Raw genomic sequence first — 11,905 nt, forward strand, 5'->3', positions numbered from 1 at the left:
ATTTAGGGACACCGACTTTTTTATTATCCAAAAACTTTCGCTAATTCTGCTTTATCTTGTTCAAGCCAATAGCGCATTAAGCGTTTGGCCCCTTCTAAGTCATGAAGCTTTGCTTGACCGCATTGTTTTTCATTAGCAGCTGGAATCTCAGTTACTTCAACAGCAGCTTTTAATGTATCCTCTAATAGATCAATGATTTCGACTACCTCAGGCTTCCCACTCACGACTAGGTAATAGCCTGTTTGACAACCCATTGGCGAAATATCAATAATATCAAAATGATCATATTTTTCTGCATGTTCACGGATATTAAACGCTAATAAATGCTCAAGTGTATGAATTGTATCTGGTTTCATTGCTTGTTTATTTGGCTGGCAAAAACGAATATCAAACTTATTTACCTCACCATCGCTTCCAACCTTATGAACGCCACAATGACGCACATACGGAGCTTTTACAGCATTATGGTCTAAATCAAAGCTTTCAACTGAAGGCATTTTTCTCACTCCCAAAAGTAAAATTCTCATCATAATTGTAACATAATTATTGAAAATTCGTATTATTTTTAACTTTTAAAGTTGTACTAGGATTTAGACTATAAGGAATAGTGTGCGCATCACACTTCAAGGCACAAAAGCTTGGCAATGACTAAAAATCGAGTATACTAAAGGGAAATGATGGTTAGGAGACGTTACTTTTATGAAGCATTTGTTTATCTCGCTTATACGATTTTATCAAAAATTTATTTCTCCGCTTACTCCACCAACATGCAGATTTTATCCTACATGCTCACATTATGGATTAGAAGCATTTCAACGTTTTGGAGTAATAAAAGGGGGCTATTTAACAGGGAAGCGGCTTTTAAAGTGTCATCCCTTTCATCCTGGTGGATTTGATCCAGTACCAGAAAAAAGGGAAAATAAAAAAGGGATTTGAGTTGTCCCATATCCCTTTTTCCTTCAAATGTTATCCTTCATACCCGTTTACAATCACGTCTAGCTTACCAGTTGCAGGGTCAATGACAAAGCCATGTACAGGAATACCCTCAGCTAAAAGTGGATGGTTCTTGATTTGATTTACACTATCACGAACACTATCCTCTACTTTATCAAAGCCTTTAAGCCATTGATCTAAATCAATACCTGAGTATCTGACCGTCTCTAATGTTTCCTCAGTAATTCCTCTTTCCACTGCTTTTGAAAGAAATGAATCAGCATCTAATTTACTCATCCCACAATCATGGTGGCCTACAACACAAATTTCATCTGCTCCTAGCTCATAAACAGCAACCAAAAGACTTCTCATAATACTACCAAATGGATGTGCAACAATAGCACCAGCGCTTTTTACAATTTTCACATCACCATTACGAATATTCATTGCCTTTGGTAATAGTTCAACTAATCTCGTATCCATACATGATAAGATGACGAGCTTCTTATCAGGTAACTTCGATGTCTCAAACTGCTCAAATTCCTTATCAGCTACAAATTTTTCATTATATTTTAATATTTCAGTAACAATTCCCATATTCTATCTCCCATCGTAATTTTAATTTCTCTAATAATATCATAACTCTTGTTTTTTCACTATTTTTAAGTTAAAATTTCTGTTGATCAAATCGCAATGATTACTATTTTTTGTAGGAGGTATGCAATTTTAAGAATCTTTTGTTACATACTATGTTTGTTCAAGTATGTAACAAACCATTAGGCTAAGACACCTACGTTCCTAATCTATCTAGAAATACTTAGTCTATCGCCAAACCCCTGAAGCGAAAATACTTGTTTTCTTATATCACCATTTTAGATGGTTATTTCAGGTAGTAACATAAAACAGGTTCTCAAATCGGAATGATTAAGATATAATAAAATCAATTAATCGGAATCATACTGATTTACAAAAGGAGAAGAAAAATGAAGAAACGCGCATTACTTATAAGTATTTTTTTATTAATTGCAATTACATTAATTGCTTGCGGTGGAGAAAACACCTCCGAACAACCAACAAACGAGCAGGAAACTGCTGACAACAAATTAAAAGTATATACAACAATCTTTCCACTAGAGGATTTCACAAAGAAAATCGGCGGAGATTTGGTTGATGTTGAAAGCATCTTCCCACCCGGAGCAGACGCGCATACATATGAACCAACGACAAAAACAATGGTTGATATCGCTAAATCCAATGGTTTTATTTATTCCGGTGTTGGAATTGAAAGCTCTGTACAACAAATTGAGGAAGCATTAGTAAAAGAAAAGGTAGTATTTATTGACGCAGGAAAAGGTGTTGAACTTCTAACGAATAATCATGATGATGAGGCACCTGCTGATGAACATGCAGATCACGAGGACGATGCTCATACTGATGAACATGCAAATCATGAAGACGATACTCATACTGATGAACATGCAAATCATGAAGATGATGCTCATGCTGATGAACATGCAGGTCACGACCATGGTGACAACGATCCTCACGTATGGCTTGATCCAATCTTATCGATTACATTAGCCGAAAATATTAAAAATGCACTCGTTGAATTAAATCCTGACGGTAAAGAAACGTTCGAAGCAAACTTTCAACAGTTAAAAACACAATTGGAAGACTTAGATCAGTCATTCACAGACATCATTAGTAAATCAGATAAAAAGGAAATTCTCGTATCACATGCTGCATACGGTTATTGGGAAAAGAGATACGGTATTGAACAAATAAGTGTACTAGGCCTTTCCCCAACTGAAGAGCCATCACAAAAGGAATTACAAAATATTATTGAGACAGCAAAAGAACATAATTTACATTATATTATTTTCGAAGCAAATGTAAGCAGCAATGTTACTGATATTGTTCAAACGGAAATTGGTGCTGAGGCGCTGACATTGAGCAATCTAGAAACAGTAACCGATGAAGATTTGAAAAATAATGAAGATTATTTTAGTATTATGAAGAAAAACCTTGAAACATTGGAAACAGCTCTTTCAAACAAATAATTGAGATCTGTATTTTTCCACTTTTCCAATTTGGCAGTAATTCACCACCAACATAAGCAGCTACATTGCACCACATTGGACGTCACATATTATTGTGGCGTTTTTTTCTTGTAAAAAGGTATGAAACACGTATTAAATGGCAGACTAATGATGTATTTCATTTTTTCAAAGGAGGGCATAAAAATGGCACAAGACGTACTTTGTGAAGTAAACAACTGTTCCTATTGGGGGCAAGGTAATAAGTGCAAGGCTGAAGCAATTTATGTAATCAGTAACACTGGTAAAAAAGCTGGTAGCAGTGAAGAAACTGATTGCAAAACATTCGAACCAACCGACTTATAAGCCTTTCCCATTAGAACAACCACTGGAACGAGTAGCTGCAACTACTCGTTCCTTTTCTTTCTATTATTGATAATGATTTTCAATCTTATTCAATTATTTTACATATTTTTTATAATTTTTCACAAACTAGTCATAGGAAACCTAAAGGGGGAACTTATGATGAAGGAAAGCTTACTGAATTCCTTTCGTAATGATGTGAAAAATTCAGGTGCTGATTCATTTCCAATGTTTGTAGATTCCTTTACAAATATATGGGATTATGAATTTGGATCATTAGATGATCTGCCACATGATGTAGATGAACTTGTAGCTGACCGTGCAATTGAATATGGACTGATGGAGTAAGAACAAAAGCGGAAGCGCCTTGTAACGGTAAAAGTTGGTACCCCAACACAAAACTAAGTTTTTCAGTTAAAAAGGCTGACACTTTTTTGTGTCAGCCTTCCATAAAAATGATTACTTTCCTATCGCTCAACTTAGGCATTTGCTACTTTTGAAAGCTTTCGTTGTGCTCTTTTCTTTGCAAGTAACCCATGCTTAGGCGAGAATAAAAACGCAATTGCAAACAGGACACCTGTTACTGTCGCCATTGCACCTGCAATCGAAACATTTAAGAATGTAGCCACATAATAACCACTGATTGCAGAAAATACACCAATACCAGCACTAATAAATAACATCGATATCAGTTTATCTGTTAGCAAATAGGCCGTTGATGCAGGGACAATTAGCATGGCAACAACTAGTATCGCTCCAACACTATCAAATGAAGCAACAGTTGTTATCGAGAGCATTCCCATTTGTAAATAATGAATAAACAAAACTGGTATCCCAATTGCTACAGCCATCTCAGGATCAAATGAGCTAATCTTAAATTCTTTATAAAAGAAAATAATGATTAACAAATTAATGATAAATACGAAGGATAAAAGCCACACCGCTTTTGGCCCTAAATCCATTCCGTTCCATTCCATTGTATCCCAAGGTATAAAGGTGATTTCCCCCATTAATGCATGATCCACATCTAAGTGAATGTTTCCTGCAAAAACCGATAATAGAATAACACCAATTGCAAACAGGGATGTAAAGACAACACCGATAGCGGCATCTGCTTGAACACCTTTCCCACTCAGTACTTGGACAAGTAGTGCTGTTAAGAGTCCAACTACAACCGCGCCAATTAACATTGAAGGTCCTTCTAAACTGCGACTAACTAAGTAGCCACCTACAATCCCTAGCAGTACAGTATGAGAAATCGCATCTGCTAACATTGCCATCTTACGCAAGACTAAAAAACAACCGATCATTGCACATGTTATGCCAACCAACGATCCTGTTAGTATGATCCACGCATCATAAGTCATTGATCATCATCCCCTTTTCACCAAGATTAGATGATTTCGGCATTAACAACGGTTCGCGATCGTGATCATGTAATAAAGTTAAAAGCCGATCCTTCGTTTCATTCGATATCGAACCAAGATTGAGATCATCTTTTGTTCGAAGGTTTAAATTAGCAAAATCCATCTCGTGCATTAAGTACATTTCATACAATCGTTGTTGTAATACAAGCTCGTAACCAGCGTGAATTCCGTTTTCTGTTAAGATCCAAGTTCTATCACTTACTTTTTGAATGAATGCATTTTTTTGTAAAACATCATAAGCATAATGAAGTAGATTGATAGATACCTTTCTCTTTTGTAGAAGCTGAACTTCCGTTATTTCCCTGAGGTTTTCATCCACTGCAACATCATAAAAGCTTAACAAAATTTGTTCGACGGCAGTTTTCTTTCGTAACGACAGCTGTTTCAATGCCTTCGCTAGCATTCCTTTTTTAGGGGCAAAAATAAGGGAGACAAGGAACATAAAAGTTGCAGCTACGATGATAAGTGGACCTGTTGCCATCCCTTTGGTAATCGTACTGAGTAAGGTACCTAAAACACCTGAAACACCACCAATGAATCCTGATAAGATAATCATGTAACTTAGTTTATCTGTCCAATACCTTGCACTAATGGCAGGAGTGATGAGCATAGCCGCCATTAAGACAACCCCTACTGTTTGCAGTCCGATTACAACAGAGCAAACAATCAGTAACAATAACAAACCGTTTAAAAATTTTGCAGGAAGCCCAATCCCTTTTGCAAATTGAGGATCAAACGTTAATAATTTGAACTCCTTATAAAAAATAACGGTGATTACTAGTAAAATAAGGGCAATGATTGAAATTAACCTTACATCTGCAGCCACCATTGAAGCTGCCTGCCCAAAAATGAAATCATCTAATCCACTTTGGTTTCCCGCTCCATTGTGCTGAATATAGGTTAAGAGCACGATTCCAAAACCAAAAAACACTGAAATAATAATACCTAGCGCTGAATCTTCTTTGATACGAGAGTGATTGATAATCATTTGGATGAAAAAAGAAGAAACTAAGCCAGCGATTGCCGCTCCAATTAAAAACCAAATTAATGATTTTGATCCATATAGAAGGAAGGCGATACATACGCCCGGTAAGGCTGAATGTGCCATCGCATCACCAATTAAGCTTTGTTTTCGTAGCAATGTAAAACTACCAACCACCCCACTTACGATTCCAAGGAGCATTGTACCTAATAACACCCACTGTGTATTCGGATTTTGAAGTTGTAAAAAGATTGCTTCAAGCATGTCACTTCACTCCTACTTAATATCTTCTATTAAAACTGATTGATCCTGTAAAAACGTAAGCTTTCCGCCATACGTTTTTTGTAGGTTTTCAATTGTAAACATTTCTTTTGTCGGTCCAAATGCAATCTTCCGCATGTTTAAAAGGAGCACCCAGTCAAAATATTCCTCAACTGTTTGTAAATCATGGTGAACAACAAGCACCGTTTTTCCATTCGCTTTTAGTTCATTAAGTAAGGCGATGATTGCTTTCTCAGTTGCAGCATCGACACCCACAAACGGTTCATCCATAAAATACACATCTGCATCCTGAGCAAGTGCCCTTGCTAAGAAAACTCGCTGCTGTTGACCACCTGATAATTCGCTAATTTGGCGATTTCCATACTCAAGCATCCCTACTTTACCTAAACATTCCTTGGCAAATTCAATATCCTTTTTGCTAGGTCGTTTAAACCATCCAACATGGCCATACCTCCCCATTAACACAACGTCTAATGCATTCGTTGGAAAATCCCAATCAACAGAGCCACGTTGAGGAACATAACCTACTCGTTTACGCTGCTTATTATATGGCTCACCATATATCATTACTTCCCCAGAAGCTGCCGGAATTAATCCTAATATTCCTTTAATTAATGTTGATTTCCCGGCGCCATTTGGACCAATAATCCCAATCAAATTTCCTTCTGGGACTCGAAAGCTAACCTCCTGTAAGACAGGCTTATGGTGATACGCAATTGTTAAATTTTCTACTTGAACAGGAATCATTTATGAACACCAACCTTTTATGATGTTGTTACTATTTATAGAATTTTTTGAAAACACTATTGCTAATTATGCTCAATCTATCAATCTCTGAATTTTGTTCACCCTTAACCTCTTAAATCGTCTAAGAAACTCTATTTTAAAGATGAAACAATTGTATCGACGTTATGCTTAAACATTCCGATATAAGTGCCCTCGTCTGTTCCTTCCTCACCCATTGCATCTGAGTAGAGGTTCCCACCAATAACAACATTGTGATTTTGTTTCTTGGCGCCTTCTACAACTGCCTGAATCGATTTTCCAGATATACTGCTCTCAACAAATACTGCTTTAATATTACGCTTAACGATTGTATCAACCAGCGCTTGAACATCTTTTAATCCATATTCTGAATCTGTACTTAATCCTTGTAACCCCATTACTTCAAGTCCATATGCATTGCCGAAATAATTAAAAGCATCATGGGCAGTTACAAGTACTCGACTTTCTTCCGGAATCGTTGCTATTTGTTCTTTCGCGTACTGATCCATTTCTTCAAGCTCTTTTTTGTAATGTGACGCATTTTGTTTAAATTGTTCTTCATTCTCTGGTGAAAGCTTTGTCAATTCTTGTTCAACTGTATCTACCACATGGATCCAAGCTGGAATATCAAACCAAACATGTGGATCATGTGAGTTTGAACCCTCTACGGTTAACAATTGATCGGCAGGAATGGAATCAGCAACAGCAACAGTAGGCTTACCCTTTGACATTTTTTCAAAAATATCTTCCATCTTACCCTCTAAATGAACTCCGTTATAGAAAATGATTTCTGCATCATTCAATTTTTTTATATCGCCTTGTGAGGCACGATAAAGATGTGGGTCGATACCAGGTCCCATTAAAGAGATCACGTCAACTTTGTCTCCACCAACGTTTTTTACGACATCTGCAACCTGACCAGTTGTTGTTGTCACGACTATTTTTCCACTTTCATTATTAGTTGCTTGGTTACTGCCGCATGCTGCTAATAAGCACAGTCCTACTATTACAACCACACTTAAAATCCACTTTTTCATCATTTTCTCCTCCGTCTCACTCTAATTAAGTTTCCTTAACGCAACTTTTATTTGAAATTTTTTTAGACTCTCCCAACAAGATCGCCTACGTCTATTCTAGGGTATGCGCTACTATTTTAACCTGTTACATTTTTTATTAGCGACCCTAAAAAAGTTTCCCTAATACAAAACTAATGCATTATCCCACGTTTGTCAACTTTCTTTTCTCGACAAAAAAACCAGCCTAATCGGCTGGAAGTAAGGGATGAGCAGAAAGAGAAACTATTCATTACTTTTGTTTGTCTTTCATTTATCAGTATAATGGGAATCCAGGTTGCAAAACAAATTTGAAAATATACATTTCGCCCCCAAATTTACCATCATATTCAAAAATTCCTCCTACAAAAATGACTTTTCTTTAAAGCGAGATTCACTATTTCTACTTGGATTATGTTAATTTAAATAATCGTTACAGAATCACAATATTTTTCAATTACATCTCTTCGGACTTCAAAGCCAATGCCATTTCCAGAAGGTACTGTGATTTTTCCGTTCACCGTCTTTATTTCTGGAAATACGAGATCTTCGTCCCAATACCTAGACGATGAAGAAATATCACCTGGAATTGTAAAATTTGAAAGTGAGGCAAGTGCAATATTGTGTGCCCTTGAAATACCCGTTTCAAGCATTCCTCCACACCAAACGGGAATATGATGATTTTTACAAAGGTCATGGATTTTTTTAGATTCAGTTAAACCACCCACTCGTCCTGGTTTTATATTCATCACTCTACAGCTACCAAGTTCGATTGCCTTCCTTGCATCCTCACTTGTTACAATACTCTCATCTAAACATATCGGTGTAGCTAACTTCTGTTGAAGCTTTGCATGATCAACGATGTCATCTGCTGCTAGCGGCTGCTCGATCATCATTAATTCAAATTGATCTAAAGCTTTTAATCGATCGATATCCTTAAGTGAATAAGAAGAATTCGCATCAGCCATTAACGGTAAGTTTGGGAACTTTCTGCGAATTCCTTCGATTAGCTCGATATCCTGATGAGGAGAAATTTTCACTTTAAAACGTTTATATCCTTCTTCTACATACTGACTTATTTGCTCTGTCATTTTAGGTATCGAGGATATACCAACAACTACGCCACTTTCAATTTCTGTTTTGTCACCACCTAAAGCATGTGCTAAAGATTTATTCTGTTTTTTCGCAAATAAATCCCAGACCGCGCCTTCAAGTGAAGCTTTTGCCATAAAGTTTCGTTTCACATGCTTAAAAATTGATTGGAGTTGATCTGGATGGATAATTGACTCAGTTTTAACTAAAGGAATTAGGATATCCTTTAGTAAATGAAAAGACGTAGCTATCGTTTCTTCGGTATACCAAGGTGTAGAGAAAGCAACAACTTCCCCCCATCCACTAACCCCATCAACATCCGTCATTTCTACAAGAATACTATCTCGATCAGTTACGTGACCGATGCTTGATATAAAGGGGGACTTTAGCGTTTGAGTGATATGATACAACGTTACAGATTTAGTCTTTATCATTGCAACCTTCCTTTATTTACTCGTTCTTTTAATGCTCTCCGCAGTAGTTTATTTGCAGCATTTCGTGGAAGCTCATCTAAAAAAGTAATATCTTTAGGAACTTTATAAGTTGCCAACTGATTTTGACAGAATTCAATAATATCTGTTTTCATGAGTTGCTCATGTAACACAACAAATGCGTATGGGGACTGTCCCCATCTTTTGTCCTCTACACCGACTACCCCCGCATCTTTTATTTTTGGATGGGATAGTAATATTGATTCAATTTCGGCAGGATAGACATTTTCTCCACCAGAGATAATTAAATCTGAACGACGATCTAGAACATATAAAAAGCCTTGATCATCTATATAACCTTGATCACCAGTATGTAACCAACCGTCTTGGAGAGCTTTTTTCGTTTCATCGTCTCTCTTCCAATAGCCCTTTGTTATATTAGGCCCCTTAACTAAAATTTCTCCCTCTTCATTCGCAATACACTCTTTTCCATCTTTTACGATTTTAACCTGACAAGAAAACAATGGTTTTCCAGCCGATCCTAGCTTCGTCATGCTATGCTCTGGAGTTAATGTCACAATTTGTGAAGCAGTTTCCGTCATCCCAAAGGTTTGATAAACTGGGATCTTTCGATTTTGACATTCCTCAAGCACACTTTTCGGCACTGGTCCTCCTCCCGCTAGCATACATCGAAACGAATCAGGATATCGCTGCTTGTCTAGTTGATCTAACATCTGTTGAAGCATCGTCGTAACAACAGAGACAATCGTAACTTTATCATTCATAATCGCTTGATTCATTTTAGTTGCATTAAAGCGCTCATGTAAAACAATTCCCATTCCATAAATAACACTTCGCATGACGATTGATAAGCCACTTATATGAAAAAGTGGGACAGCTAGGAGCCAGCGATCTGTAGGTAGTAATCCTAAATTCAAAGCTGAACCGACCGCACTTGACCAGTGATTTCCAAATGTATGCATGACCCCTTTTGGATGACCCGTTGTACCAGATGTATACATAATTGTCGCCACTTGATTCGCCTGGAAATCTAGCTCATAAAGCTCGACATTCGCATTTTCTTGCGGCAACTCCTCATTTATAATGATATGTAGCGAATTCTTACCATTACTAATTTTCTCCTTAAGTTCCCCGTTGCAAATGACATGCACTACTTCCCCATCAAGAATTTGCCACATCAATTCTTGACGTGTCAGACGTAGGTTTAACATAATCGCAACTGCTCCGATTGACATCACAGCATGAATCGTTTCAATCATATCAATACTATTTTTCATTAAAATCGCAACATGCTCACCTTTGGTCACACCAGATAATGATAACTGTTGCGCACGAAATTGAACTCTTCTGTGAAGTTGATGAAAGGTCACCTGTTCAGACGTTGTTTTTACCGCAAGGCGATCTGGTGTTAGTTCTGCACGTTGCTTTAACCAGTTAGGCATTTGTTGATTCATTTTTACACCTCCAAATAAGAAAAGCGCAAGCACCTTGTCCAGCCTAAGGCAGACATCAGACGCACATGAATAGAAGGCGTTCTTTGCCTTCACAATTCATGTGTGACTTATGACCCCGAGGGGCTAGGCCGCTTGCGCTAGACACGAAAACTACGATCAAAAAACTTATACTCTTATCCTTAAATGAATAAAAACAGCTTGATGTGTACTAAACCATCAAGCTGTTTCACAAAATATTATCTCGCTTATTAAGGGAAACGAGGGAATTGTTTAAAGTCCGGATTACGCTTTTCTTTAAATGAGTCACGGCCCTCTTTTGCTTCATCTGTCGTGTAGTAAAGTAAAGTCGCATCTCCAGCAAATTGTTGGATTCCAGCAAGACCGTCTGTGTCAGCATTAAAGGCTGCTTTTAAGAAACGAATAGCCGTTGGGCTCTTCTCTAAAATTTCTTCACACCATTTCACTGTTTCTTCCTCTAATTGCTCAAGAGGAACAACTGTATTTACTAAGCCCATATCCAATGCTTCCTCAGCGCTGTATTGTCTACATAAGAACCAAATTTCACGCGCTTTTTTATGACCAACAATTCTAGCAAGGTAGCCAGAACCATAGCCAGCATCAAAGCTACCAACCTTAGGTCCAGTTTGTCCAAATACTGCATTGTCTGCGGCAATTGTTAAATCACAAACGATATGTAACACATGACCTCCACCAATTGCATAGCCAGCAACCATCGCAATAACAGGCTTTGGAATAACTCTAATTAAACGTTGTAAATCAAGAACATTTAAACGTGGAATTTGGTCTTCTCCAACATAACCACCATGTCCTCTAACCTTCTGATCTCCACCTGAACAAAATGCTTTGCCACCTTCACCAGTTAAGATGATGACACCAACGTTCTGATCATCACGTGCATAAGCAAATGCATCTATTAATTCCATTACTGTCTTTGGCGTAAATGCATTATGTACGTGTGGACGATTAATTGAAATTTTTGCAATTCCATTATATGTTGAATAAATAATCTCTTCGTACTTACGCTCTATAACCCATTCAATTGTCAT

13 protein-coding genes are annotated in these 11,905 nt (G+C 37.3%); 4 read left to right on the plus strand and 9 right to left on the minus strand.

Translation table 11 applies throughout. The annotated features are described in order from the left end of the window. Positions 1-23: 23 nt before the first annotated feature. Positions 24-497, minus strand: a complete 474-nt coding sequence (locus K9V48_RS15330; protein WP_111618045.1) for an S-ribosylhomocysteine lyase — start codon at positions 495-497, stop codon at positions 24-26. A 202-nt stretch (positions 498-699) separates the two neighbouring features. Here K9V48_RS15330 and yidD point away from each other — a divergent pair, with 202 nt between their 5' ends. Next, positions 700-936, plus strand: a complete 237-nt coding sequence (gene yidD / locus K9V48_RS15335) for a membrane protein insertion efficiency factor YidD (protein WP_224139914.1) — start codon at positions 700-702, stop codon at positions 934-936. Positions 937-966: 30 nt separating this feature from the next. Here the strand turns inward: yidD and K9V48_RS15340 are convergent, their stop codons facing one another. After that, a complete protein-coding gene (locus tag K9V48_RS15340) occupies positions 967-1,530 on the minus strand; it encodes a beta-class carbonic anhydrase (RefSeq protein ID WP_224139915.1) in 564 nt (187 codons plus the stop codon). Between the two features lie 386 nt (positions 1,531-1,916). Here K9V48_RS15340 and K9V48_RS15345 point away from each other — a divergent pair, with 386 nt between their 5' ends. The 3 genes from K9V48_RS15345 to K9V48_RS15355 all read left to right on the plus strand — a co-directional run bounded on the left by K9V48_RS15345 (position 1,917) and on the right by K9V48_RS15355 (position 3,680). After that, positions 1,917-2,993 carry a metal ABC transporter solute-binding protein, Zn/Mn family gene (locus tag K9V48_RS15345; RefSeq protein WP_224139916.1) on the plus strand — a complete coding sequence of 359 codons (1,077 nt, stop codon included), beginning with the start codon at positions 1,917-1,919 and terminating at the stop codon, positions 2,991-2,993. Positions 2,994-3,176: 183 nt separating this feature from the next. Further along, positions 3,177-3,335, plus strand: a complete 159-nt coding sequence (locus tag K9V48_RS15350) for a DUF1540 domain-containing protein (RefSeq protein ID WP_224139917.1) — start codon at positions 3,177-3,179, stop codon at positions 3,333-3,335. Positions 3,336-3,494: 159 nt separating this feature from the next. Further along, complete coding sequence (locus tag K9V48_RS15355; protein ID WP_224139918.1) at positions 3,495-3,680, plus strand: hypothetical protein; 186 nt, start codon at positions 3,495-3,497, stop codon at positions 3,678-3,680. A 131-nt stretch (positions 3,681-3,811) separates the two neighbouring features. Here K9V48_RS15355 and K9V48_RS15360 read toward each other — a convergent pair whose 3' ends face one another. The 7 genes from K9V48_RS15360 to menB form a co-directional block, all read right to left on the minus strand. Next, a complete protein-coding gene (locus K9V48_RS15360) occupies positions 3,812-4,699 on the minus strand; it encodes a metal ABC transporter permease (RefSeq protein ID WP_224139919.1) in 888 nt (295 codons plus the stop codon). Beyond that, the gene (locus K9V48_RS15365; RefSeq protein WP_224139920.1) at positions 4,689-6,005 is read right to left on the minus strand and encodes a metal ABC transporter permease; all 1,317 of its coding nucleotides are present in this window, start codon (positions 6,003-6,005) and stop codon (positions 4,689-4,691) included. The genes K9V48_RS15360 and K9V48_RS15365 overlap by 11 nt, the downstream gene beginning before the upstream one ends. A 12-nt stretch (positions 6,006-6,017) precedes the next feature. Further along, positions 6,018-6,770 (minus strand): metal ABC transporter ATP-binding protein, encoded by a 753-nt coding sequence (locus K9V48_RS15370; RefSeq protein ID WP_224139921.1) that lies wholly within the window; start codon positions 6,768-6,770, stop codon positions 6,018-6,020. 131 nt (positions 6,771-6,901) lie between these two features. After that, positions 6,902-7,825, minus strand: coding sequence for a metal ABC transporter solute-binding protein, Zn/Mn family (locus K9V48_RS15375; protein ID WP_224139922.1), 924 nt, complete (start codon positions 7,823-7,825; stop codon positions 6,902-6,904). 437 nt (positions 7,826-8,262) lie between these two features. Next, on the minus strand, positions 8,263-9,366 hold the full coding sequence (gene menC / locus K9V48_RS15380; protein ID WP_224139923.1) for an o-succinylbenzoate synthase: 1,104 nt from the start codon (positions 9,364-9,366) through the stop codon (positions 8,263-8,265). Beyond that, positions 9,363-10,838: an o-succinylbenzoate--CoA ligase gene (locus K9V48_RS15385; protein WP_224139924.1), complete on the minus strand. Its 1,476-nt coding sequence runs from the start codon at positions 10,836-10,838 to the stop codon at positions 9,363-9,365. Before K9V48_RS15385 ends, menC begins: the two co-directional genes overlap by 4 nt. 248 nt (positions 10,839-11,086) lie before the next feature. Beyond that, on the minus strand, positions 11,087-11,905 hold the full coding sequence (gene menB, locus K9V48_RS15390; protein WP_224139925.1) for a 1,4-dihydroxy-2-naphthoyl-CoA synthase: 819 nt from the start codon (positions 11,903-11,905) through the stop codon (positions 11,087-11,089).

It is taken from the genome of Metabacillus rhizolycopersici, assembly GCF_020075705.1.

Coding starts and splice junctions, on each gene's coding strand:
- K9V48_RS15355 (WP_224139918.1), top strand. CDS start 3,495: ATGAAGGAAAGCTTACTGAATTCCTTTCGTAATGATGTGAAAAATTCA.
- K9V48_RS15345 (WP_224139916.1), top strand. CDS start 1,917: ATGAAGAAACGCGCATTACTTATAAGTATTTTTTTATTAATTGCAATT.
- yidD (WP_224139914.1), top strand. CDS start 700: ATGAAGCATTTGTTTATCTCGCTTATACGATTTTATCAAAAATTTATT.
- menB (WP_224139925.1), bottom strand. CDS start 11,905: ATGACAATTGAATGGGTTATAGAGCGTAAGTACGAAGAGATTATTTAT.
- K9V48_RS15350 (WP_224139917.1), top strand. CDS start 3,177: ATGGCACAAGACGTACTTTGTGAAGTAAACAACTGTTCCTATTGGGGG.
- K9V48_RS15385 (WP_224139924.1), bottom strand. CDS start 10,838: ATGAATCAACAAATGCCTAACTGGTTAAAGCAACGTGCAGAACTAACA.
- menC (WP_224139923.1), bottom strand. CDS start 9,366: ATGATAAAGACTAAATCTGTAACGTTGTATCATATCACTCAAACGCTA.
- K9V48_RS15330 (WP_111618045.1), bottom strand. CDS start 497: ATGCCTTCAGTTGAAAGCTTTGATTTAGACCATAATGCTGTAAAAGCT.
- K9V48_RS15370 (WP_224139921.1), bottom strand. CDS start 6,770: ATGATTCCTGTTCAAGTAGAAAATTTAACAATTGCGTATCACCATAAG.
- K9V48_RS15375 (WP_224139922.1), bottom strand. CDS start 7,825: ATGAAAAAGTGGATTTTAAGTGTGGTTGTAATAGTAGGACTGTGCTTA.
- K9V48_RS15360 (WP_224139919.1), bottom strand. CDS start 4,699: ATGACTTATGATGCGTGGATCATACTAACAGGATCGTTGGTTGGCATA.
- K9V48_RS15365 (WP_224139920.1), bottom strand. CDS start 6,005: ATGCTTGAAGCAATCTTTTTACAACTTCAAAATCCGAATACACAGTGG.
- K9V48_RS15340 (WP_224139915.1), bottom strand. CDS start 1,530: ATGGGAATTGTTACTGAAATATTAAAATATAATGAAAAATTTGTAGCT.